General features: G+C 64.6%; 21 protein-coding genes and 4 tRNA genes. 4 read left to right on the forward strand and 21 right to left on the reverse strand.

Annotated elements, in window-relative coordinates; all coding sequences use genetic code 11:
• Nucleotides 1-40 precede the first annotated feature (40 nt).
• The 15 genes from HMPREF3120_RS08810 to HMPREF3120_RS08880 form a co-directional block, all read right to left on the reverse strand.
• The gene (locus HMPREF3120_RS08810; RefSeq protein ID WP_070452413.1) at nucleotides 41-2,257 is read right to left on the reverse strand and encodes a choice-of-anchor M domain-containing protein; all 2,217 of its coding nucleotides are present in this window, start codon (nucleotides 2,255-2,257) and stop codon (nucleotides 41-43) included.
• Nucleotides 2,254-3,114, reverse strand: coding sequence for an anchored repeat-type ABC transporter permease subunit (locus HMPREF3120_RS08815; protein ID WP_070452416.1), 861 nt, complete (start codon nucleotides 3,112-3,114; stop codon nucleotides 2,254-2,256). The genes HMPREF3120_RS08810 and HMPREF3120_RS08815 overlap by 4 nt, the downstream gene beginning before the upstream one ends.
• Nucleotides 3,107-3,856, reverse strand: coding sequence for an anchored repeat-type ABC transporter ATP-binding subunit (locus HMPREF3120_RS08820; protein WP_070421770.1), 750 nt, complete (start codon nucleotides 3,854-3,856; stop codon nucleotides 3,107-3,109). The genes HMPREF3120_RS08815 and HMPREF3120_RS08820 overlap by 8 nt, the downstream gene beginning before the upstream one ends.
• Nucleotides 3,853-4,692 (reverse strand): choice-of-anchor M domain-containing protein, encoded by an 840-nt coding sequence (locus HMPREF3120_RS08825; RefSeq protein ID WP_070452419.1) that lies wholly within the window; start codon nucleotides 4,690-4,692, stop codon nucleotides 3,853-3,855. The genes HMPREF3120_RS08820 and HMPREF3120_RS08825 overlap by 4 nt, the downstream gene beginning before the upstream one ends.
• Entirely contained in the window at nucleotides 4,689-6,212 is a 1,524-nt protein-coding gene (locus HMPREF3120_RS08830; RefSeq protein ID WP_070452422.1) for an anchored repeat ABC transporter, substrate-binding protein, read from the reverse strand. The genes HMPREF3120_RS08825 and HMPREF3120_RS08830 overlap by 4 nt, the downstream gene beginning before the upstream one ends.
• On the reverse strand, nucleotides 6,209-7,810 hold the full coding sequence (locus tag HMPREF3120_RS08835) for a TIGR03773 family transporter-associated surface protein (protein ID WP_070452424.1): 1,602 nt from the start codon (nucleotides 7,808-7,810) through the stop codon (nucleotides 6,209-6,211). Before HMPREF3120_RS08835 ends, HMPREF3120_RS08830 begins: the two co-directional genes overlap by 4 nt.
• Before the next feature lie 102 nt (nucleotides 7,811-7,912).
• Nucleotides 7,913-8,623 carry a 50S ribosomal protein L1 gene (gene rplA / locus HMPREF3120_RS08840; RefSeq protein WP_070452428.1) on the reverse strand — a complete coding sequence of 237 codons (711 nt, stop codon included), beginning with the start codon at nucleotides 8,621-8,623 and terminating at the stop codon, nucleotides 7,913-7,915.
• A 74-nt stretch (nucleotides 8,624-8,697) separates the two neighbouring features.
• Nucleotides 8,698-9,126, reverse strand: coding sequence for a 50S ribosomal protein L11 (gene rplK, locus HMPREF3120_RS08845; RefSeq protein ID WP_070421765.1), 429 nt, complete (start codon nucleotides 9,124-9,126; stop codon nucleotides 8,698-8,700).
• A gap of 170 nt (nucleotides 9,127-9,296) precedes the next feature.
• A complete protein-coding gene (nusG, locus tag HMPREF3120_RS08850) occupies nucleotides 9,297-10,211 on the reverse strand; it encodes a transcription termination/antitermination protein NusG (RefSeq protein ID WP_070452431.1) in 915 nt (304 codons plus the stop codon).
• A 111-nt stretch (nucleotides 10,212-10,322) separates the two neighbouring features.
• Entirely contained in the window at nucleotides 10,323-10,640 is a 318-nt protein-coding gene (gene secE / locus HMPREF3120_RS08855; RefSeq protein WP_070421763.1) for a preprotein translocase subunit SecE, read from the reverse strand.
• 21 nt (nucleotides 10,641-10,661) lie between these two features.
• A tRNA-Trp gene (locus HMPREF3120_RS08860) sits at nucleotides 10,662-10,737 on the reverse strand.
• A gap of 63 nt (nucleotides 10,738-10,800) precedes the next feature.
• Nucleotides 10,801-10,872: transfer RNA gene (locus tag HMPREF3120_RS08865), tRNA-Met, on the reverse strand.
• A gap of 50 nt (nucleotides 10,873-10,922) precedes the next feature.
• Nucleotides 10,923-10,995: transfer RNA gene (locus HMPREF3120_RS08870), tRNA-Thr, on the reverse strand.
• A 246-nt stretch (nucleotides 10,996-11,241) separates the two neighbouring features.
• A tRNA-Tyr gene (locus tag HMPREF3120_RS08875) sits at nucleotides 11,242-11,324 on the reverse strand.
• Nucleotides 11,325-11,388: 64 nt separating this feature from the next.
• The gene (locus tag HMPREF3120_RS08880) at nucleotides 11,389-12,405 is read right to left on the reverse strand and encodes a polyprenyl synthetase family protein (RefSeq protein WP_070452433.1); all 1,017 of its coding nucleotides are present in this window, start codon (nucleotides 12,403-12,405) and stop codon (nucleotides 11,389-11,391) included.
• Between the two features lie 95 nt (nucleotides 12,406-12,500).
• Here HMPREF3120_RS08880 and HMPREF3120_RS08885 point away from each other — a divergent pair, with 95 nt between their 5' ends.
• Nucleotides 12,501-13,712 (forward strand): geranylgeranyl reductase family protein, encoded by a 1,212-nt coding sequence (locus HMPREF3120_RS08885; RefSeq protein WP_210384512.1) that lies wholly within the window; start codon nucleotides 12,501-12,503, stop codon nucleotides 13,710-13,712.
• A 6-nt stretch (nucleotides 13,713-13,718) separates the two neighbouring features.
• Here HMPREF3120_RS08885 and HMPREF3120_RS08890 read toward each other — a convergent pair whose 3' ends face one another.
• A complete protein-coding gene (locus HMPREF3120_RS08890; protein WP_070452438.1) occupies nucleotides 13,719-14,411 on the reverse strand; it encodes a demethylmenaquinone methyltransferase in 693 nt (230 codons plus the stop codon).
• Between the two features lie 159 nt (nucleotides 14,412-14,570).
• On the opposite strand from HMPREF3120_RS08890, the gene HMPREF3120_RS08895 reads away from it, so the two are divergent.
• Genes HMPREF3120_RS08895 through HMPREF3120_RS08905 form a run of 3 tightly spaced genes read left to right on the forward strand, consistent with a single transcriptional unit; the run spans nucleotide 14,571 to nucleotide 17,133 of the window.
• The gene (locus HMPREF3120_RS08895; protein ID WP_371325693.1) at nucleotides 14,571-15,491 is read left to right on the forward strand and encodes a metal ABC transporter substrate-binding protein; all 921 of its coding nucleotides are present in this window, start codon (nucleotides 14,571-14,573) and stop codon (nucleotides 15,489-15,491) included.
• Nucleotides 15,488-16,213, forward strand: a complete 726-nt coding sequence (locus HMPREF3120_RS08900) for a metal ABC transporter ATP-binding protein (RefSeq protein WP_070452441.1) — start codon at nucleotides 15,488-15,490, stop codon at nucleotides 16,211-16,213. The genes HMPREF3120_RS08895 and HMPREF3120_RS08900 overlap by 4 nt, the downstream gene beginning before the upstream one ends.
• Entirely contained in the window at nucleotides 16,210-17,133 is a 924-nt protein-coding gene (locus tag HMPREF3120_RS08905) for a metal ABC transporter permease (protein WP_070452444.1), read from the forward strand. Before HMPREF3120_RS08900 ends, HMPREF3120_RS08905 begins: the two co-directional genes overlap by 4 nt.
• On the opposite strand, the gene HMPREF3120_RS11795 is transcribed toward HMPREF3120_RS08905, so the two are convergent.
• Genes HMPREF3120_RS11795 through HMPREF3120_RS08930 form a run of 5 tightly spaced genes read right to left on the reverse strand, consistent with a single transcriptional unit; the run spans nucleotide 17,034 to nucleotide 21,534 of the window.
• A complete protein-coding gene (locus HMPREF3120_RS11795; RefSeq protein WP_070840407.1) occupies nucleotides 17,034-17,711 on the reverse strand; it encodes a metal-dependent transcriptional regulator in 678 nt (225 codons plus the stop codon). The genes HMPREF3120_RS08905 and HMPREF3120_RS11795 overlap by 100 nt on opposite strands.
• A 5-nt stretch (nucleotides 17,712-17,716) precedes the next feature.
• Nucleotides 17,717-18,910 carry a glycosyltransferase family 4 protein gene (locus HMPREF3120_RS08915; protein WP_070452450.1) on the reverse strand — a complete coding sequence of 398 codons (1,194 nt, stop codon included), beginning with the start codon at nucleotides 18,908-18,910 and terminating at the stop codon, nucleotides 17,717-17,719.
• 5 nt (nucleotides 18,911-18,915) lie between these two features.
• Nucleotides 18,916-19,332, reverse strand: a complete 417-nt coding sequence (locus HMPREF3120_RS08920) for a DUF3592 domain-containing protein (RefSeq protein ID WP_246815457.1) — start codon at nucleotides 19,330-19,332, stop codon at nucleotides 18,916-18,918.
• Between the two features lie 32 nt (nucleotides 19,333-19,364).
• Nucleotides 19,365-21,002 carry a 2-succinyl-5-enolpyruvyl-6-hydroxy-3-cyclohexene-1-carboxylic-acid synthase gene (gene menD, locus HMPREF3120_RS08925; protein ID WP_070452455.1) on the reverse strand — a complete coding sequence of 546 codons (1,638 nt, stop codon included), beginning with the start codon at nucleotides 21,000-21,002 and terminating at the stop codon, nucleotides 19,365-19,367.
• Between the two features lie 4 nt (nucleotides 21,003-21,006).
• Nucleotides 21,007-21,534 carry a hypothetical protein gene (locus HMPREF3120_RS08930; protein ID WP_070452458.1) on the reverse strand — a complete coding sequence of 176 codons (528 nt, stop codon included), beginning with the start codon at nucleotides 21,532-21,534 and terminating at the stop codon, nucleotides 21,007-21,009.
• Between the last annotated feature and the right edge of the window lie 64 nt (nucleotides 21,535-21,598).

A 21,598-nucleotide genomic window follows, 5' to 3' on the forward strand; every position in this document is an offset into this window, starting at 1 on the left:
TGAAAAACACCAACCACGGGGCAATGGACCAACTCTTCGGCTAGTGCTCGTCGTGTCGCTCAGCGCGACGGAGCAATTTCAGCGCGGCAACAAACAGTACTGCGCCGCCGATGAGCGCCATGATGCCAACACCAATCGCGAGGCCAGCCCAGAAGCCGCCGGCCGTCGCGGAGTTGCTCGTGCCTTCGACGGGCTGCGCGGCATGAATCCCGCTGCCCGAAGCATCGGGTGCAGACTCAGGTGAGGGCTCCGGCGAAGGGGCGGAGGTTGTGGCGGGGGCGCTAGTGCTCGTCGATAGTTGCGATGACGCTGCACGGCTTGCCTGCGCACGCCTCGTCGGAGACTGCTTCGCCGTGGATTGAGCCGCCGCCTGACTGCGAGGTGCAGCCTGTGCAGCACGCGCAGTACTCACCGATCGAGCCGACTGGGCCGACCGGGCCGACTGGGCAGTGGTTGCCGGGGCCGCAGGTGCAGCGGTGCGCGAGGGGCGAGAAGTTGCCTGGTTGCTCGGCCGTGTCGTCGGCCGTGTCGCCCGCTGTGTGGTCGCCTGCGCAGACGGCTTCGTGGACGGTTTTGCGGCGGGCGCGATGGCGTCGCCAAACTTCTTGAGCTCCTTCTCCACCTGCCGCAGACCCGCCGCCAACGCCTGTGGGACGTTCAGGCTTTTGCCCGCGTTGCCCGTGTTGCCTGCGTTATCGGTGTCGTCGGGATTGGTTGGGGCGTTGGTGATGGCGTCGTCGCCAATTGCAAACGTTGCGACGAGTTCCTTCTCAAACGCCTCACCGTCACGCGTGGTGCCGGAATACACGAACGTCGCCGTGTAGATGCCCGGCTCGGTGAACCCAAAGCCTTGGTGGTCGTGAGCGTTAACCGGGTATTGGAGCGTTTTGGACGGGTCGCCCGAATCCAGTTCGATGCGCAGGCCTCGCAGATCCTCGTGCCATGTCATCAGGCGGCCCGGGCCGGTGACGTCGCGCATGCTTACCGTGATCCGGCTGCCTTCCTCAATCGCGCTCGCGGGCACTCCCGTGGTGGAAAAGCCCAGCCATGGCAGGTTCTTGTCCTGTGCTTGCGGCAGTATCCACATCTGCGCTGGGCTGCCAGGGAAGCTGTCGCGCACGCTATCGGGCAGGTCGGTGCGCGCACTGTCGGGCACGGCGAAGATGAAGCTGCCGGAGGGTCGGTGCGCCGGGTGGAGGGGGTCGGAATCATCGATGAGCACTGTGCTTAACGACGACCCCTCCCCCACCAAGGCCATATCCATATGACCCGCCTTGATTAGCGCGCGCTCCTTCGCTGCGGCGTTGGGCGTGGAGGTGCCTGGTGCCGGCGCAGGAGTTGGCGCGGTGGTAGTTGGCTGCGCCGACGTGGAGGCCTGGGTGGAGGTCGGAGCCGCCGTGGTGGTCGCCGACGTGGTCGGTTGCGCGTCAGTGGGTGTGGATGCCGACTTTGGGGTGCGCAGGCCCGTGGTGGTGCCTTCGGGGAGGCCGACGGGGGCGTCGTCGCCGACAAGCCAGTATTGGGTGATGGGTTCGGAGCGTTCGGTGGTGCCGTCGGTACGCTCGGCTCGGCCTTGCCACGTCAGCGCGTAGATGCCTGGTTTGGAAAACGTCCAGGTGAAGTGGCCGTGGCCGCCGACTTCGTAGGTGATGGTGCGCATGTCTGGGTTGGAGGAGTCGAATAGTCGCTCCGGTTCGTAGACGCGGCTGGTGAACATGACGTTGATGTCGCCGGGCGCATCCATGTCTACGAGGTCGAAGTGCATGACGTCGTCTTTGAAGTTGGTGGGGATCGACGTGGGGTCGAGTTCGTGGGCGGGGTCGAACGCGCCGAGGCCTGACCAGATGGGGCGCCAGTTGTCGGTCCAGTCCACGCTTTGCGGCGCTGCCCACACTTCGCTGCCGCGGGGGCCGAGGAAGTCGAGGGTGCCGTCGTCGGGGATGGTGAGTTTGGACAGGTCGTTGCCATCGGCGTCCGCGTCTGGGGCGAGGCGGAAGCACACCGAGTCTTGGGAGGTGACCTGTTGGCCGTCGACCGCCATCACCGCTAGCTTGCCGCCGGAGCGCGTGCCGTAGAGGGCGTCGTTGTGGGAGTGGTAGAGCAGTTTGCGGCCGGCGCACGGGTGGTCGACGTCCGCGTCGAGGGTCACGCTGTGGCCGGGATCGCCGGGTTTGTGCTCGCTGCTCGCCTGCGCCAGTGGTGCCACAGCAAACGCAAGCGTAGCGACGACCAGCGTCACAAGTCGGTACAACTTCATGCCCGCACCACCTTCGCGAACACTCCGCGACGCGGCGCGAACAGCCAGCTCAGTGCGAACAGGGCGGTGACGGAAAGGACGATCGTCGCCCCGGTTGGGGAATCGTAGGCCCACGCCAGCCACACGCCCAGGACGCTGCCAACCACGCCGAATGCGGCGGCGATGAGCATCATCGTGTCCAGCCGGTCGGTGAACAGGCGCGCGGCGGCAGCCGGGGTGATCAGCAGTGCGACGACCAGGATGTTGCCCACGGTCTGTACGGCGAGCACAACGGCGAACGTCACGCTGAGATACAGCGCGAGGTCCAACGCAGCGACGGGCAGGTTCATGGCGCGGGCGGTTTCACGGTCCAAGGCGACGGCGGTCAGCCACGGGCGCAGGACAACCACAATGGCGACGATGATGGCGCCAGCGACCGCGTTGACCACCAGTTCGCGCACGCCAACGCCGGTGAGCGAGCCGAACAGGAACGAGCTCACGGAGGCGGTGTAGCCCTCGACCCGCGAGATGATCACCAGGCCGATGGCAAACGCGGCGGTAAACACGATGCCGATCACGGAGTCTTCTTTAATGGTGCGGCGTTGCGACATCACCGCGATCAGCACCGCCACCAACGCCCCCGCCACCGCGCCGCCGAGCAGCACCGAGGTCTGCAAGGCGAAGGCGACGGCGATGCCGGGAAACACCGCGTGCGCAACGGCGTCGCCGATGAACGCCATGCCGCGCAGCACCACGAAGCACCCGACCACCGCGCAGAGCACCGCGGCGATCACGGCGGCGCCCAGCGCACGTGGCAGAAATGCCAGTTGTGGGTTCGCCATGTCGGCGAGGAATTGCAGGAAGGAAATCTCAGGCATGGGCGGCCTCCAGGTGTGCGCGCACGCCTCGCAGCCACGGTGAGTCGGGGCCGACGGAGAAGGTGTGCATCCAGGGGGTGTCGTCGTTAAGCAGGCGCGTCGGGCTATCCGCCACGATGCCGCCTTTGAACAGGATGAGACGGTCGCAGGATTCGACGGCCTCGACGATGTTGTGGGTGGACATCACAACGCCCAGGCCCTTATCGACGAGCTCACGAAACAGCCCGAGCAAATGTTCCGTGGTGGGGATGTCGAGGCCGGTGAAGGGTTCGTCGAGAAGCAGCATGCGCGGACGGCGCACCAAAGCACGCGCGATGAGCACGCGTTGGCGCTGGCCGCCGGACAGGTCGCTGATGGGGCGGTCGGCGAGGTCTGCAAGGTTCACCATCTCAAGCGCACGCTGCGCCCACATGCGGTCGCGTTCGCCAGCGCGGCGGAACCAGGGGCGCTTCCCAAGCGTGGCGTTGAGGGTGGCGGTGTAGACGTCGATTGGGAAATCCCACGCGACGTTGTGGCGTTGAGGCACATAGCCGACGACGTCGCGGATCGGACGCGAGTCGGTCGTCTCGACGGTGCCTGCGTCGGCGGGTACGAGCCCGAGCATCGCACGCATCAGCGTCGTTTTGCCTGCGCCGTTCGGCCCGAGCAGGCCGGTGAATTCGCCGCCGTTGAGCGTGACGTCCACGCCCTGAAACACTTCACGTCCCGGGTAGGACACGGCAAGGTCGCGGATTGTGATCACTTACGACGCCCCCACACCACCGCGAACGCCACCAACGCCAGGACGAGCACACCCAAGCCTGCGAACAGGAGCACATTGCTTGACGACGACGCCCCCTCCCCGGCGCCCGCAAACTCCGCGTCGAACGCCTCCTGCGGGTCAACGCCGACCGCAAGGCGCAGCACCTGCTCGTCGGTGTGCACCTGGCCGTCAGTGTCCTCCACCTCCGCGCGCACCTTGATCAGGTGCACGCCCGGCTCGGTGAACACCCAGTTGGCGTGGGTGTGGGTGTTGGGTTCGACCCACATGGACTGGTCGCCTTCGGTGCGGGAGTTCCACAGTTGCTGCGGTTCGTGGAAGCCGCCGGGTTGGACGAAGAGGGAGAAGTCGCCAGGGCCGTCGTGGCCGGCGAATTCGAGGCTCATGCCGGACGTGGAGCGCTCGAGCAGCGAGGGGGCTTGGGAGTTCCAGCCCAGCCATGGCACGCCTGCGACTTCGGTTTGGGGCACGACCCATACGTCGGAGCCTGGTTTGGCGCCGGTGAAGTCGAAGTCGTTGGTGTCGGGCAGGGTTTGCTTGGCGGCGTCGCCGACGGCGAAGACGACGTCGTTGAGGTGGCGCCACATGGCGGGCTCATGGGTGTCGTCGCGAACGAGGAATTGCAGTTTGTCGTCCACGAACATGGGGCCGAGGTCAACGTGGCCTGCGTCGATGACGGTGCGTTCGCCTTCCGGCGCGATCGTTTCGTTGGCGTCAACGACTTGTTGCAGGGCGGGGTTGTTGTCCTGTACCTGGGCGGTTGCTGCGGGTGCGGCCGCGATCATGGCGGCGGTGATGAGGGCTGGAATCTTTTTCATTGTTGTCCTTTCAAGCAGTTACTAATCGACGACCCATTGGCCAGCACAAAGTCCACATACGTTTGCGCCGGCCCCTGACCGGGCGGGTCGAGGGAGTCGCCCCAGATCGGGCACACGTTCACCCCGTGCTGGGCGGCCGTTTGGGTGAGCACAGGCGTTTCTTGTTCGCTGCCGTACTCGACGAACACGGCCGGCACGTCGAGGTTGTCCAAGGTGCGCGAGAGTGCCAGCAGGTCGCGGGGGCTCGGCTCCACGCTCGGGTTCGGGGTGACAAAGCCTGCGATGCGCAGCCCGTAGGCGCGGCCGAGGTAGGCGTAGCCGTGGTGGGTGGTGACCAGGTTGCGGTTGGTTTCGGGGATGGAGTCGTACATGGCGCGGACGGTGCGGTCGGTGTCGTCGAGAAGCGACTGGTAGCGCTTGGCGTTGTCCGCGAACTGGCTGGCGCGTGACGGGTCGATGGCGGACAGTTCGTCGCGCACCACGTCAACCACCGCTTTCATCGCGGCCGGGTCGTGCCAGATGTGCGGGTCTAGCTCGCCGTGCACGTGACGGCCGAGTACCGCCTGCGGCAGCAGGTAGGTCTCGTCGTCCGGGTTGCCGAGGAAGCGGAACTCGCGCTGTGGCGGGATCGGCTGCAGGGTGGTTGTGGGTACAACAACGACGGCATCGGCGGGGTTGATGTCGGTGTGGCCGGGGTGGCTGTGGTCGTCGGTGCGAAGCGTCAGGTGGGTGGTGGTGTCGTCGACAAGCGTGGCGATGTCCACGTGACCATGCTCGATCGCCACCTTCCCAGGCGCGACCTGCGCCGGGTCCTGGCCGACAACCACCGTCACGGTTTGCTCGGCGGAGCTGCGCTCTGGCGCATCGACCGCGTCGCGCACCGACGCGCGCAGCCGCAACTCGTACACACCCGGCGCTGAAAAGGCCCAACTCACGTGCGTGTGCGCACCCGCCGGCAGCATGGTCGAGCCGCCGTCGGAGTCGAAGAGCAACTCAGGTGTGCCAAACGTGCCGAGGATGAAGGCGAAAGCTTTGCCGGGGCCGGTGGCGTCGACAAGCGAAAGCTCGGTGACCGCGGTGGCGGGCAGGTCGCCCTCGAACCGCAGGCCCAACCACACGGTGTCCAAGCTCGCGTCCTCGACCAGCGGGATCGGGGCGTAGCCGTAGCGCTGCGTCTGCTCGGCGAGCGCCACCACACGCGCGTCGGGTCGCGCCGTCGACTCGATCGTGCGGCTCAATGCTTGCGGCTCCAGCAACAGCCCGTTGGTGAACACGGCGTCCGCATAGGCAATGTCGCGCGTGGCGTGCAGGGTCGGCTCATACGAGTGCGGGTCGGCGCCGCGACGCATCAACGGGGTGACGTCAGCGGCATCGCCGGCGACATTCTGCACGACATCCGCGAGAATGCTTGTCGACGCCACCACACGCAACCGGCCATCATCCACCGCACCGTCCGCCTGCGCGCAGCCCACCAGACCCGCAACCAACCCGAGGGCCGCTATAGCTTTGGCGCGCTTCACTTCGAGGCTCCTGCGAGGGCAATCAGGCGGCGTCGCAAGGCAGTGTCCAGCGTGCACATCGCCGCGCCGAACACCGCGACGCCGAGGCCCAGGATGGCGAACGGCACGGTCATCACTGTGGTGCCGGTCTCTGCGAGGTCACCTGAGCGTGCGGCGTCGCTGCCTTGTGCCGTTGCAGCTCCGGCGCTGCAGCTGCCTTCTGGGTCAAACATGGAGCCGAAATCGAAGTGGCCGCTATCGGCGTTGCCGGTCTCGCCGACATTGAACGTCAGCGTGGCCTCGCCGGAGACCTTCTCCCCGCCTTTTGTGGTGGCGGTCTGACGGATGGTCACCTTGTACGTGCCGGGTGCACCGAACACCCAATTGGGGTGCACGTGCGAGTTCGCCGGGATCGTGTGGCTGCCGGAGCCGCGACCATTCTCTGCGGTGAACCACTCCTCGCCCACCACTTGCCCCAGGCCGCCCTGGGTGAACACGGTCATTGGGCCGGGGCCGTTGAAGTTTGTTACTTCCCAGGTGACCTCGCCGGTGGTGTGTTCAATGAGCGACTCGTGCTGCGTGTTCGCACCCAGCCACGGCACGTTGTCCTGCTGTGTCGCACCAATCATCCACGCCTTGCCGGCAGGCACTGGGCCGACCGCCTGGGGCAGGTCCGCCTCCGCCGCGTTGCCAAGCCCGAACACAAGGTCTTCCGGACGCTTCCAGGTGGCGGGCACGTTGCGGTCGTCCTTGATCATCGGGCGCAACGCGGGTGTGCATTTCTTCGCCGCTGCTGAGGTGGTGGCGGGCGCCGGCTTGGCCGCAGGTGCTGCTGCGGGCGCCGGCTTCTGGGCTACCGGCTTGGAAGCAACAGACTTCGAAACCGAGTCTGCGCTGTTGGCTGCGGCGTTGCTGTTTGCGTCGTTGTGGGACGTGCCGGTGCTCGTGTCGGCCTTGGTTTCGGCGCTGGCGCGGTCTGTACCGGTCTCGGCGCTCGCGTCGCCGACGTGCCACGTGTACACCGCCTCGTTGGACTCGGCGCCGTCCGCGGTTGCCACAACCTTCATGGTGTACACGCCTGGCTGGGTGAACAGCCAGTTCGCGTGGACGTGGGACGGGTCGTCCTGAACAATGCGGGATCCTGAGGAGAGCTGCGGCTGGTCGCTATCAAGCACGGGTTGGAAGGAGCCGAAGCTTCCCGTCTGGAACAGGTAGACGGATCCTGGCCCGGAGACCTCGCGGAACTCGATGTCGACGCGACCGAAGCCACCTTCGCGCACGCCCTGGGTGTCCCACCCGGGCCACAGCAGGTCGGCACGTTGGGTCTGTGGCAGCAGGTAGCCGGGCTCGCCGATCTCTGGGACGTTGGCGGTTTCGTCGGTGTAGGCCGCCTCGCCGACAACCAAATCGACATCCTCGGGTGCGCGGCGCACGTGGGAGCCGGTGACGTCCTCCTGCAGGTCCAAAGTCAGGCTGCCACCGTCGGCGGTGACGTTGAAGACATCGATGTGGCCCCGATCAAAACGGGCGGGATCCGCCAGTGCCACGCCACACGTCAACAGGGTGAGCAAGGCGGCGAGGCAGACAACCACAAGACTATTGGTAACCGTTTTCAACACTTAACGAATACTACTTCCATTAAGCGTTGCGACAAAGCACTACCCCCAGACACGAAAAAGCGCCCCGGTGAACCACCGAGGCGCGAAATCGTTGCGGGAAGACTATGCCTTCTTGGCGTAGTCCTTCTCCACAGAGGTATCAACCGGAACGCCCGGGCCCTGGGTTGCGGACACGGTGATCTTCTTCAGGTAGACACCCTTGGCGGAAGACGGCTTGAGGCGAACGACCTCGTCGAGAAGCGCGCCGTAGTTCTCAGCGAGCTGCTCCGGGGTGAAGGAAGCCTTACCGATGATTGCGTGCAGGTTCGATGCCTTGTCCACGCGGAAGGCAATCTTGCCGCCCTTGGAGTCCTGGATCGCCTTAGCGACGTCCGGGGTGACCGTACCGGTCTTCGGGTTCGGCATCAGACCACGCGGGCCGAGCACGCGGGCGACGCGGCCGACCTTAGCCATCTGGTCCGGCGTAGCGATAGCTACGTCGAAGTCGAGCTGGCCAGCGTTGATCTGCTCGATGAGCTCGTCAGTGCCGACGATGTCAGCGCCTGCTTCCTTCGCCTTGGTGGCGTTCTCGCCCTCAGCGAAGACTGCGACGCGGACGGTCTTACCGGTGCCGTGCGGCAGGTTGACGGTGCCGCGGACCAGCTGGTCAGCCTTGCGCGGGTCGACGGACAGACGCATCGCAACGTCGATGGTTGCGTCGTACTTGTCGGAAGCGGTCTCCTTTGCCAGGGTCACCGCATCCAGCGGGTGGTAGAACGCGTCGCGGTCCACCTTGGCGAGCTGCTCAATGTAACGCTTGGACTTCTTAGCCATGTTTGATTCCTTTCAGGAGTTGTGGTTGGCGGGCCTGGCTGAAGGCCCTTCCACGTAAAGCGACGAGGTGCGCTTTACTTCTCGACGTCAATACCCATCGAACGTGCGGTACCAGCGATGATCGCGGCGCCAGCCTCGATGTCGCGGGCGTTGAGGTCGTTCTTCTTGGTCTCGGCGATTTCCTTGCACTGCTCCCAGGTGACCTTGCCAACCTTGTCAGTGTGCGGAACGCCGGAGCCCTTCTGCAGGCCTGCAGCCTTCAGCAGCAGGGATGCAGCCGGCGGGGACTTCAGGATGAAGTCGAAGGAGCGGTCTTCGTAGACCGTGATCTCCACCGGGACAATGTTGCCGCGCATGGATTCGGTCGCAGCGTTGTATGCCTTGGTGAACTCAACGATGTTGACACCGTGTGCACCAAGTGCCGGACCGACCGGCGGGGCCGGGTTTGCCATACCAGCTTCGATCTGAAGCTTGATCAGGCCAGTGACCTTCTTCTTAGCCATCGCAATTACCTCCTAGTTACAGCCTCGCCACCGCGATGAACAGCGGTAAGGCTTCCGGATGCCGGGTTTTTCCCAGCCACCGGGGATGAGAAAACGAAAACGTCGCGTGTGCGCAAAACACACGCGACGAGATAGGTTACGCCAGGGCGTCGTCGATAAGCAAAATGCGCTTACATGATGCGCTCGATCTGATCGGCGGTCAGCTCGACTGGGGTCTCGCGGCCGAAGATGGACACGAGCGCCTCGATCTTGCCGGTCTCCGGGTCGATGGCGTTGATGGTAGCGGACACGGACGCCAGTGCACCGGAGAGGATGGTGACGGCCTCGCCGACCTTGTAGTCGTGGGTGACCTTGTTCGGCGCCTCCTCCGCCGACGGCACAACGGTGTCGCCTTCGGCGTCGACCTGCGGCTTCGCGCCGGCCGCGGCGGACTTCGGCAGCAGGAACTTGGCGACGTCGCGGTGCTTCACCGGGGTGGCATTGCCCTCATTACCGACGAACGAGGTCACGCCCGGGGTTTCACGCACCACGGACCATGCGGCGTCGTTCATGTCCATGCGCACGAGGACGTAGCCCGGCAGGAGCTTGCGCTTGACCAGCTTGTTCTTGCCGTCCTTGTTCTTCTCCAGCGCCTGCTCGACAGGCACGACGACCTCGTAGATGGAGTCTTCGACCTCGAGGGTCTGGCTACGCATCTCCAGGTTGGTCTTCACCTTGTTTTCGTAGCCGGAGTAGGACTGGATGATGTACCACTCACCCGGCTGCTTCTTCAGTTCGCGGGTGTACTCGCGCAGGCGCTTGCGGTATTCAGCGTCGAAGTCGGACGTAGCCTCAGCGTCCTGGGCCTCAACGCCCTCCGCGGCCTCAGCGCCCTCTGCCTCCGGCGCTTCCGCGCCCTCGGTCGCCTCGGTGGCTTCCGCGCCCTCGGTCGCCTCGGCGTTGTCATCCTGCTCGTTGGTGCCGGCCGGGTCGGAGTCGCCGTGGATGACCGGGTCGGTGGAGGGGTCGACGGGCGCGCCTTCGTCGATCATTTCCTGCTCGTTGTTTTCGATCGCGCCGTTGACGTCCTCGTTTACCTCAGTCATGGTTGTTCTCCTCGTATGTTCGCGGGTGTGCCCCAAGGTTACCGGGGCAAAAAGTATCCCGCCTTCCCTCGGTGTTCGAGGAGGCGGGAAACGTTACGCGTGAAATTGTACTTATCGGATGAGAATCCAACGAATCCCCATGGAAGCCAGGGTGTCGGTACCCCAGACAAGGATGGTGAGCACAATGAGGAACGCGAATGTGATCAGCGTGTAGTTCAGCATCTGCTTGCCGGTCGGCCAGATGACCTTGCTCATCTCGGAGACGACTTCGCCCGGGAAGGTTGCGATGCTGGTGGTCTTTTCCTCGGCCTCGTCGGCATTGACGGGGGTACGCTTTGCTTCGTACCCGTCGGAGGACACGGGCGAGACCCCTCGCAGTTGGCGCTTGCCGGTTGGCTGTGCGGCATTCTGACCGTTGGGGTTAGTCACGAAAACTCCTCCAGGTTGTTTTGGCAGGGGCGACAGGACTCGAACCTGCAACCTACGGTTTTGGAGACCGTTGCGCTACCAATTGCGCCACGCCCCTAGGGCACCTTATTCGGTGCGCCTAACCCTACCACGGGCGCTTGTGGCGTCCGTTTGAGGTGAGTAGCGATGGAGAGAATTGAACTCTCGACACAGCGATTATGAGTCGCTTGCTCTACCACTGAGCTACACCGCCATGTGTTCACTGACGCTCGCACGAAGTGCAAGGACCCCAGCAAACAACAGAGCCCCCTGACAGAATCGAACTGTCGACCTTTTCCTTACCATGGAAACGCTCTGCCGACTGAGCTAAGGGGGCACAGCCTCTTTGTTGTGGATCTTGCGACCCGCTCCGTTGAAGCCTTGAGAAGATTAACCCGATATCGTTTATAAACACAAATCGCCAGTACAGCCCATGTTTTTACACATGCTTATCGACGACATAAACCGCTCCATAACCTACGCCATAGGCCATCACTCCCTACCGTCCTGCAGCCGCAGAACCACAGCACCGCACAGCGAAAAACCCCGCCGATCCGTGATGGGGATCGGCGGGGGGGGCCTGGGCCAGGTAGAAGATTCGAACTTCTGAAGGCGAATGCCGGCGGATTTACAGTCCGCTCCCTTTGGCCGCTCGGGCAACCTGGCGTGCACGTTTGAAGTGCGGGGATTACCTTACATCACGCCACCGTAATGTAGGCAAATCGCCTGGTTATCCTACGCGTTCGACGGTAAGTCGGGTCATGGTGCGCAGCGCTTCGCGGGCTGGAATGTCGGGCAGCGCGTCGAGTTCGCGTTCGACGATGTCCAAGTATCCGCGGGCGGTTTCCAAGGCGCGCTCACGGCCGCGTGTCCGGCCCAGGAGGTCGAGGGCGCGGGTGACGTCGGCGTCGTCGGTAAGCGGGCCCGTGAGGAGCCCTCGAAGGGCTTCGCCGGCCTCGGAGTCCTCTTCGAGCGCGTAGAGCACTGGCAGGGTGAATACGCCTTCGCGCAGGTCGGTGCCTGGGGTCTTTCCGGATTGTTCGGGGTCGGAGAAAATGTCAATGATGTCGTCGACGATCTGGAACACCATGCCCACGGCGTCGCCGATGCGCGCGCAACGCTGGACCACCTCGTCGGACGCGCCGGAGTGCCGCGCGCCCAGGTAGGCGGCGGACGCGATGAGCACGCCGGTTTTCTCGTCGATGACCTTCAGGTAGTGCTCAACCGGGTTGGTGCCTTGTGCGCCGACGGTTTCGCGCATCTGGCCGGTGACCAGTTCCTCGAAGGTGTCGGCGAAGTGCTCGACGGTGGCCAGGTCCATTCGGCTCATCAGGCGTGAGGCGTGGGCAAACAGGATGTCGCCTGCAAGGATGGCGACGGTGTTGCTCCAGCGCGCGTTGGCGGACTCAACGCCGCGGCGGCGTTCAGCTTCGTCCATGACGTCGTCGTGATACAGCGTGGCCAGGTGCACCATTTCGGTGACGGTGGCGCCGTTGATTACGTTTTGGGCGCGCGGGTTGGGGCCAAACTCGGCGCACAGCAGCGCCATCATGGGGCGGAAGCGTTTGCCGCCGGCTGCGGCGAGGTGGGTGACTTTGTCGGTGAGGAACTTTTCGCCGCGTGAAAGTTCGGCCATGAGGAGGTCCTCCACCGCTTCTAGCCCGGTGTTGAGCCGGGTGTTGAGTGCGTCGTCGCCAAGGTCAATCTTGAATCCGTGGCGGGGTGACGGGGTGGTGCCGTACGTCATCGATAACGTCCTTGCAGGTTGGAGGGGCACATGGATAACGCACCTACCGTAGCCCACATGCCCTTGGTTCTGTAGCAGCGGGTGGCGCTGGCACAATCAGTTGCGTGACTGAGTATTTCGACCTTGTGGTTGTGGGTGCTGGACCGGCTGGTTCGGCGGCGGCGATTGCGGCGCAGCGTGCGGGTTTGCAGACTTTGCTTCTCGACGCCCAGGGTCCCGGCCGCGACAAAACTTGCGGCGATGGGTTGACCCCGCGTGCGGTGGAGACGCTCGAGGCACTCAATCTGGAGGTACCCGCGTATCGCAACAAGGGGTTGAAGTTGCACGGCTACGGCGGCGACGTCGAGGCGCCCTGGCCGCGCGGTGAAGGCTCTGCAGCTCCTCGGACGGTGTTTGACGCAATGCTTGTCGACGAAGCCCGCACCGCCGGCGCCACCATCCGCCAGAACTGCGCCGCGACGGGTGTGGAGTTTTCCGGCGGCGCGATCAGTGCTGTGAAGACGGATCAGGGCTCGGTACGCGCGAAGTGGGTCGTGGTTGCCGACGGCGTGCGCTCCCCCTTTGGCAAGAAACTGGGACGCGAGTGGCACAAAGGGGAGGTATTCGGGATTGCGGCACGCTCGTATTGCGAATCGCCGTTTTCGGACGAGCCGTGGATGCATTCGCACGTAGAGCTGCGCGACGCGGATGGCGTGATTCAGCCTGGTTACGGCTGGATCTTCCCGCTTGGCAACGGCACCGTGAACCTCGGCTGCGGAGCCTTATCCACCGATGCGCGCCCGGCGAAGGTGAACACGAAGAAGTTGCTCGCCGACTATGCCGCACAGCAGCGCGAGGCGTGGAACCTCGGCCCGGAGCAGGCGGTGACCTCCGCACTGTTGCCGATGGGTGGTGCGGTGTCCAACGTTGCGGGCCCGAACTGGGTCCTCATCGGCGACGCTGCAGCGTGCGTGAACCCGCTCAACGGCGAAGGCATCGACTACGGGCTGGAAACTGCGGTGTTGGCGGTCGAGTTAATCAACGCGGGCGGCGACCTCACGCTTGCCTGGCCGGCGCTGTTGCGCAGCCACTACGGTGACGCGTTTACGCTGGCTCGCACCCTCGCCCGTCTCCTGACCTACCCGCAGTTCCTACCGCTGGCTGGCCCGGTGGCGCTGCGCGGTCTGGGCGGCCGCTACCTCATGCCTGCAGCGGCGCGCCTGATGGGCAACCTGGTGCAGGAAGACGACCGCGACCTGGTCGCACGCGTGTGGCGCGCGGCAGGTCGCGTGGTGCCGAAGAACGCCCCGCTCTGGGACGTCGCTTAGCGCGGCTTAGTCGAGCGGCTTCACGGCGCTGTGGAGCGCCACAATACCGGCGGTGAGATCTTGCCAGCCGGCGTCTTCCCAACCGTTGGCGTTGATCGCCGCGGCAAGCTCCTCCTGGTTGGGCCATGCGCGGATGGATTCCGCAAGGTACTCGTAGGCCTCCGCGTTGGAGGAAAATACCTTGGCCAGCGCCGGCACAGCACGTGGCAGGTATTCCTTGTACACGGTGCGGAATCCTGGGATGACGGGGGTGGAGAACTCGTTGACCACAAGGCGCCCGCCGGGCTTGGTCACACGCGCCATTTCGCGCAAGCCGGCCTCGAAATCATGGACGTTGCGCAGCCCGTAGGAGATGGTCACCGCGTCGAAGGTGTTGTCGGCAAACGGAAGGTACATCGCGTCGCCGACCACCTTGGGCACCTTACGGTCCTTGCCGGCGGCCAGCATGCCCTGGGAGAAGTCGCACGCCACGACCCACGCGCCGGATTTACCGAGCTCGACGGTGGACACGGCGGTGCCTGCGGCGAGGTCGAGCACCTTCTCCCCTGGTTTGAGTTCGAGGCGTTCGCGGGTGCGTCGTCGCCAGTATTTGTCCAGCCCGAACGACAACACGGTGTTCGTCTTGTCGTAGTTCTTGCCCACGTCGTCGAACATTCCGGCAACGTCGAAGGGCTTTTTCTCCAGATCCGCCTTGGCCATGGTTGGTCAGTCTACTTCGGTCTACTTCGCCACCCACAAAAGTAGGCTGTACGCCCTTACGCCACTTGCCAGTTCGACATACCGAACTTTATTATTCGCCAGCGTGGGCACACAGATTGCCTGCTCCCCTCCACGCTCCCAACGCAAAGGAACGACATGATGAAAACCAAAGTGCTTGCGCTCGTCGCTACGGCTGCTCTCTCCCTCGGCCTGGCGAGCTGCTCTGAAGAAAGCACTGATGCAGCAGGCGGCAAAGACACCCCTGTCGTGCTCACAACGTTCACCGTGATCCAGGACATCGCCGCGAACGTTGCGGGCGATCACCTCAAGGTGGAATCCATCACCAAGCCTGGTGCGGAGATCCACGGCTACGAGCCCACCCCCGGCGACATTTCTCGTGCCGCCGACGCGGACCTGATTTTGGATAACGGCATGAACCTGGAGAACTGGTTCGCCCAGTTCGTCGCCGACCTGGATGTGCCGCACGCCGTGGTCAGCGAGGGTGTCGAGCCGATCGACATCGCCGAGGACGCCTACGCCGGCAAGCCCAATCCGCACGCGTGGATGAGCCCGGTGAACGTGCAGAAGTACGTGGACAACATCGTTGACGCGTTCAGCGAACTCGACCCGGAACACGCCGCAGACTTCAAGGCCAACGGGGAGAAATACAAAAACGAACTGCAGGCTGTGCAAGACGAGCTGGAGACCAAGCTCGCCGCCGTCCCCGACAAGCAGCGTGCCTTGGTGACCTGTGAGGGCGCGTTCTCCTACCTGGCCCGCGACGCGAAGCTAACTGAGCGCTACATCTGGCCAGTCAATGCTGAGCAGGAAGCCACCCCGCAGCAGATCGCCGGCGCGATCGAGTTTGTGAAGGAAAACAACGTCCCAGCGGTGTTCTGCGAATCCACGGTCTCTAACGCCCCGATGATGCAGGTCGTGAAGGCCACCGGCGCGGAGTACGGCGGCACCCTCTACGTCGATTCGCTTTCTGAGGAAAACGGTCCGGTGCCGACCTACCTGGATCTGATTCGCCACGACACGAAGGTGATCATCGACGGTTTGAACGGGGGCAAGCAGTGATCCCCGCAATCGCGGTTGAGGATGTTGCGGTGCGCTACGGCGACGTCGTCGCGCTCGACGGCGCAACTTTGAGCGTCCAACCAGGCCGTATCTGTGGGCTGATCGGGATGAACGGCGCGGGCAAATCCACGCTACTCAAGGCGATCATGGGGTTGGTCAAGCCGGATCGCGGCACGGTTCGTATCAACGGCATCGACCCCATGCGCGCCCGCAAGACGCAGGTGCTGGGCTACGTCCCGCAGAGCGAGGACGTGGACTGGCAGTTCCCGGTCACAGTGCGTGATGTGGTCATGATGGGCCGCTACGGCCACATGGGCTTTACCCGCCACGCGCGTGCGGAGGACATTGCGGCTGTGGATCGCGCGTTAGAGCGCACCCACCTTGAGTCGTTCGCAGACCGCCAGATCGGTCAGCTTTCGGGTGGCCAGAAGAAGCGTGCCTTCATCGCCCGCGGTATCGCTCAGGGTGCGAGCATCATGCTTCTCGACGAACCCTTCGCCGGCGTGGACAAACATTCCGAGGCCACCATCACTGAGCTGTTGCGCGACCTCGCCGCTGAAGGCACCACCATTTTTGTGGTGACGCACGATCTGGTCGCCCTGCCGCAACTCGCGCCGGAGACGGTGCTGTTGAACCGCCGGGTGTTGATGCACGCCCCGACTGAAGTGGTGTTAGAGCCGGACAATTTGGTACAGGGCTTCGGTATGGGGGTGTCAGCATGATTGCGCTGCTTACGGAGCCGTTTGGGTACGAGTTCATGATGCGTGCGCTTGCGACCTCGCTGGTGGCGTCGATTGTCTGCGCGCTGTTGTCGTGCTGGCTGGTGTTGGTTGGCTGGTCGCTGATGGGCGATGCGGTAAGCCACGCTGTCCTGCCCGGCGTGGTGCTGGCCTACATTCTGGGCGTGCCGTTTGCCGTCGGCGCGGTGGTGTTCGGGTTCCTTGCGGTGGCACTGATCGGGCTGGTGCGCGATACGTCCCGGGTGAAGGAGGATGCGGCCATTGGCATTGTGTTCACCACCATGTTCGCGCTGGGGCTCGTGCTCATTTCGGTAACCCCTTCGCACACGGATCTGAACCACATCATCTTCGGCAATCTGCTTGGTGTGTCCCGTGGGGACCTGCTGCAGGTGGCCATCCTGGGAGCGATCGTGTTGAGCGTGCTGGTGCTCAAGCGGCGCGACTTCACCCTCTACGCGTTCGATCCCACCCATGCACACGCGATTGGGTTGAATCCGCGTCTGCTCGGTGCGGCACTGCTGGCGCTCCTGGCACTGACGTCCGTTGTGGCGCTACAGGCTGTGGGTGTGATCCTGGTGGTGGCGATGCTGATCATCCCGGGTGCGACCGCCTACCTGCTCACCAACAAGTTCGGCACGATGCTGATCATCGCCCCGACCATGTCGGCGGCGTGTGCAATCGTGGGGTTGTACTGCTCCTACTACCTAGACACAGCCTCTGGCGGCATGATTGTGCTCGCCCAGGGTGTGGTGTTTGCCGTGGTATATCTGTTCGGCCCGCATGGGGTGCTGCGCGGTCGTCGTTACGCATCTACGCGCACGAAGACGGAATCTGTGGCTTCCTCGCCGAGCGGCACCGCCTCCGCCGCGCCGGCAAGCCGCACCGCCACCGCGCCGGAGTAAGGGGCACCCTCTCCCACCTCGAGGGTTGCGCCGACGACGAGCCCGTGACTGTCCAGGAATTGCAGCAGTTTCGGGTCGTCGTCGGCAATGCGTTCAATCGTGGCCGTCTGGCCCGGCTGCACGCCGGTCAGCGGGACGGCTTCGGGGGTGTCGACACGCCCGCTGGCTGAGGGGATGGGGTCACCGTGGGGGTCGCGGGTGGGGTAGTTAAGAAATGCGTCGATGCGCTCGACCATGAAGTCGCTCACGGAGTGCTCGAGATTTTCCGCCTCGTCGTGCACTTGGTCCCAGGTGTAGCCGAGGGCTTCCACCAGAAACGTTTCAATGAGACGGTGGCGGCGGATCATCGCCACCGCATACGTGTGGCCGAGTTCGGTCAGTTCGATCGTGCCGTAAGGCTTGTGTGTGACAAGCCCCTGCTCGCCAAGTTTGCGCACCCCGTCCGACACCGTGGATTTCCGCAGCCCAAGGTGCTTTGCCACTGACGACGACGTCACCGGCGCATCCGACCACTCCGAAAGGGCCCAAATGCCTTTGAGGTAGTTCTGAGTGCTGGTAGACAGGTCGCCGACAGACATGCCCGTCAGTCTACTTTGCGCTTCACCGGCACCCAGCGCGGCAGTGCAACATCGCGGCCGAACAGGTGGATCACCTTGCGCTCGTAGGAGTCGAGCACCTCGGTGTAGTAGCCAAGGAGTTGCTGCCCAAGCGCCTCCCAAGTCTTGTCGGCCACGGACGCCCTGGCGGTGGTGGTGAGTTCGGGGTGGCGGGTGTCGTCGAGAAGCCAACGCGCTGCGTCGGGGAGCTCCTCGGTGAAGGTGGCCACGTCGAGCAGCAAACCGTTGACGCCGTGCTCGATGAGGTCAACGGGGCCGCCAGCGCGGGGGCCGATCGTGGGCACGCCCGAGGCTTGAGCTTCCTGGATGGCCTGGCAGAAGGTTTCAAACTCGCCGGTATGCACGAACAGGTCGAGCGATGCATACGCGCGGGCGAGCTCCTCGCCAGAAAGCGGGCCGGTGAACACGGCGTTGGGCAAAACCTCTTCAAGCGCCTCGCGCTCCGGGCCGCCGCCGACGATGACCAACTGGATGGACGGGTCCGTAACCAGCGGGGCGAGGCGGTCAACGGACTTCTCCGCGGCGAGGCGGCCGACGAACCCGACGATCTTCTTCGTACCGGTCGGGTCCCACGAACGGCGCAGGATGTCGGAGCGCTTCGACGGGTGGAACAGTTCCGCATCCACGCCACGGCCCCAATGGCGGATATTTTTGATGTTGTGCTCCTCCAGCGCCTTGATCGTTTCCGACGACGGCGCGAGCGTCATCTCGCACATGTTGTGCACGGTGCGGGTCCAGTCCCACGCCATGGTAGCCAGGGTGGACAGTTGGTACTTCGTGGCAAAGCCAGCCACGTCCGTCTGGTAGAGCGCGACCGCGGGCACACCGAGTTGGCGGGCCGCGAACGCCCCCGCTCCGCCAAGCACGAACGGGCTGGCCAGGTGGATGATGTCCGGCTTGAACTGCGACAGTGCTGCCGTGACGGTGGTGGTGGGAACGCCGATGGGCAGCGAATCGATCAACGGCACCATAACGGTGGGCACCCGCACGATCTCAAAGCCAAGGTAGTCAGGAACTTCGTCCTGGAACTCGCGGGCGCCAGGCGCGATCACGATCGCGTCGTGGCCCTCCCGTTTGAGGTGCTCAAGGACGCGAAGGACGGAGTTGGTCACTCCGTTGACGTTGGGTAGAAAGGACTCGGCGACGATTCCCACTCGCATGCTGTTTACTCTCCCAGTTGACGTGAAACTTCGGTCGAATTCCGGCTGAACCGGACGTGAATTTTTCCTACGGCGAGCCAGGCCAGAGCGGCGATAATCGTCGCCACGGCCAGCACCGACAGCGCGGGGATGAGCGAGAGCGCCCACCCGCGGCCTTCCACCTTGACCAGCTCGGTGTTGTTCTTGGCGTAGGTCACCCACACCTGCTGGCCGGGGCCGAGCCCGGTGGGATAGAGCACCCCGTCGCGCGGTGAGACGAGCCGGCCGTCTTCGGTTTCGTACTCCACGTAGGTGCGCAGCCGGGTTTGGTCGGTGACGGTGGCGACGCCGCGGCCGGGGTTGGCGTGGATTTGGGCGTCGTGAAGCGCGGGCCCTGCGACCATGGCAACGCAGCCGAGCACGGCGCATCCGTAGAGCGCCATGACGGCTTGGTGTGCGCGTCTGCGCCAGCGCATTACTTGGCCAGTCGCTGCGCGAGCGCGCGGCGGGTTTCGCGGGTGGTCACGGCCTCCACAATTGTGATGCCGTCGGGCTGGGCCTCGAGTTCAAGCAGCACTTGGTGCAGTTCCGCAAGCGATTCGGCGCGGCGGTAGTTCGCCCCATACGCGAGCGCTTGCTTCTCGACGACCACCCCATGCGGCGTCCCAAACGCCCGCTCAAACACGTCGCGCACCGGCTCAGCGGCGGGCTCGAGGGTTTCGAAGATGCCTCCGCCGTCGTCGTTGGCCACCACGATGGTCAGGTTGCCGGGGCGCGGCTCGTCGGGTCCGATGAGCAGGCCGTTGATGTCGTGCAGGAACGTCAAGTCCCCCACGAGCGCGACGGTGCGGGGTGCGCGGATCTCGTCCGCACGAAGCGCCTGGGTGGCAAGGGCAACGCCGACAGCTTGGGAGACGGTGCCATCGATACCCGCGGCACCGCGGGCGGCGTAGGTATCCACGCCGTCGAACGGCATGCCGACAAAGGAGGCATCGCGCACCGGGTTCGACGCGCCGAGCACCATCGTGTCGCCCACCGCGAGGGTGTCGCACACGGCGGCGGCGACGTGCAGGCCGGTGAAGCCGAACTGCTCCTCGGCGAGGGCTTGGCGCACGGTGTCGGCGCCGACCTCGCCGGCTGCCTCACAGATCTTGATCCAGGTATCCGTCGGCTGGCCCGTGGCGTTGACGCGCGAGCCGCGCAGATCCGGCTGGCCGGTAAACGTGTCCGTGCGCGACAGGCCAATGACTGTGATGTCCGGATCCGCCAGCAGCGCCATGACGTCGCGGTGCAGCGTCGGGTGCCCCACCACAACGACCTGTTCCGGCTTGGTGGACGCGGCGAAGTCACCCCCGTCGTGGGAGATGGCCACCTCCGACTGCGCGAAGAACCGCGCAGCCAACGGGTGGACCTGGTGGAACGGGGTCGGCGCGGTCGGCTCGGCGATGGTGGGCACGTGCTCCAGGCCAGGTACTTCCCAGGCCTCGTCGCCAGCGATGACCAGGGTGTCGCGGGTGAGGTCGATGTCCACGACTCCATGGTCGACGAACCCGGTGCGCGAGCCTGCGAGCGCACCGCGTGCGAGGACGCCCGGGCCGACCCGGCGCGGCTCGCCAACCGGCTCTAGCAGCGCGTCCGGCACGAGCGGGGTGTCCAGCGCAACGTTGATGTGTACTTGGCCGGCGTCGAACGAGATCGCTTCCGCCGCCGCCTCGTCCGCCACCTGTTGGGTCTCGGCGTAGCGGCCGAAGATGCCCTGCTGCCAAATGGTCTGGCTGGCACCGGTGCCCACGAGGCGCTCCGGGCGGTCGGCGCTGATCACGGCAAGCGGCGTGTGCGACATATGCGCCTCGATCATCGCCGGGTACGCGTTCGCCACCGCCGTGCCCGAGGTCATCACCACGCCAACGTGTCGGCGCTGCACGCGTGCGAGGCCGAGGGCGGTGAAGGCGGCGGAGCGTTCGTCGATACGCATATGCACCGTGATGTCGCGACGCGCGAGCAGCGCGTACGCCAGCGGCGAGTTGCGCGAACCCGGGCTCATCACCACATCAGTGCAATGCTTTGCGACGACCCCCGCCACCGCCGTAGCCAATTCCATAGCCGTTGCCATCTACCTACTGCTCCTGGAGAAACTGGTCCGCGCCGTCGCGGATCTGGTCGAGAATATCGCGGGCACTGTCCCGAACATCGCGCGGGATCTCAACATCATCCGGCAGCGGCTCCGGCGGCAACATCGAGGTTGCTTCCTCGCGGTCGCGGAAGATCGACGGGAACTTCGTCGTCGTCGTAGTCGTGGTCTCCGTCGCGGTGGTCGTCTGGGTGACCGTCTCCGTCAACGGCTGCTTTTTGGCTTCCGCTGCCGCCCCTTGCCACAGGAAAAACAGCACCACAGCTGCAATGAACGCCAACGCTGCGAACACACCCAGCGCAATCGACGCGGCACTCGAGCCCTTCTGCGGCTCCGGCTGGTACGGCTCCTGATACGGGGGCTCGTACGGGGGCTCGTACTGCTGGTATTGCGGCTGGTAGTACTGATCGTCGTACTGGGCCTGTTGTTCGGAATGGTCCGGGAAGTACTGCCTCGGGCGCGGGCGCTGCGGCTCGTCGCCTGGACGGCCGTACTGTCTCGTCTCGTTATCCATGGCAAATAGACTAGCGCGCCCCGGCAGGAGAACTGCCGGGGCGCGTCGTCGATAAGCAGAATGC

The sequence above is a fragment of the Corynebacterium sp. HMSC11D10 genome (assembly GCF_001806995.1).
GTDB classification, from domain to species: domain Bacteria; phylum Actinomycetota; class Actinomycetes; order Mycobacteriales; family Mycobacteriaceae; genus Corynebacterium; species Corynebacterium coyleae.

Bases quoted from the DNA above. Each gene is read 5' to 3' on its own strand.
- HMPREF3120_RS08810 (WP_070452413.1), bottom strand. From the start codon at position 2,257: ATGAAGTTGTACCGACTTGTGACGCTGGTCGTCGCTACGCTTGCGTTT.
- HMPREF3120_RS08815 (WP_070452416.1), bottom strand. From the start codon at position 3,114: ATGCCTGAGATTTCCTTCCTGCAATTCCTCGCCGACATGGCGAACCCA.
- HMPREF3120_RS08825 (WP_070452419.1), bottom strand. From the start codon at position 4,692: ATGAAAAAGATTCCAGCCCTCATCACCGCCGCCATGATCGCGGCCGCA.
- rplA (WP_070452428.1), bottom strand. From the start codon at position 8,623: ATGGCTAAGAAGTCCAAGCGTTACATTGAGCAGCTCGCCAAGGTGGAC.
- rplK (WP_070421765.1), bottom strand. From the start codon at position 9,126: ATGGCTAAGAAGAAGGTCACTGGCCTGATCAAGCTTCAGATCGAAGCT.
- nusG (WP_070452431.1), bottom strand. From the start codon at position 10,211: ATGACTGAGGTAAACGAGGACGTCAACGGCGCGATCGAAAACAACGAG.
- HMPREF3120_RS08880 (WP_070452433.1), bottom strand. From the start codon at position 12,405: ATGACGTACGGCACCACCCCGTCACCCCGCCACGGATTCAAGATTGAC.
- HMPREF3120_RS08890 (WP_070452438.1), bottom strand. From the start codon at position 14,411: ATGGCCAAGGCGGATCTGGAGAAAAAGCCCTTCGACGTTGCCGGAATG.
- HMPREF3120_RS08895 (WP_371325693.1), top strand. From the start codon at position 14,571: ATGAAAACCAAAGTGCTTGCGCTCGTCGCTACGGCTGCTCTCTCCCTC.
- HMPREF3120_RS08905 (WP_070452444.1), top strand. From the start codon at position 16,210: ATGATTGCGCTGCTTACGGAGCCGTTTGGGTACGAGTTCATGATGCGT.
- HMPREF3120_RS11795 (WP_070840407.1), bottom strand. From the start codon at position 17,711: ATGTCTGTCGGCGACCTGTCTACCAGCACTCAGAACTACCTCAAAGGC.
- HMPREF3120_RS08915 (WP_070452450.1), bottom strand. From the start codon at position 18,910: ATGCGAGTGGGAATCGTCGCCGAGTCCTTTCTACCCAACGTCAACGGA.
- HMPREF3120_RS08920 (WP_246815457.1), bottom strand. From the start codon at position 19,332: ATGGCGCTCTACGGATGCGCCGTGCTCGGCTGCGTTGCCATGGTCGCA.
- menD (WP_070452455.1), bottom strand. From the start codon at position 21,002: ATGGCAACGGCTATGGAATTGGCTACGGCGGTGGCGGGGGTCGTCGCA.
- HMPREF3120_RS08930 (WP_070452458.1), bottom strand. From the start codon at position 21,534: ATGGATAACGAGACGAGACAGTACGGCCGTCCAGGCGACGAGCCGCAG.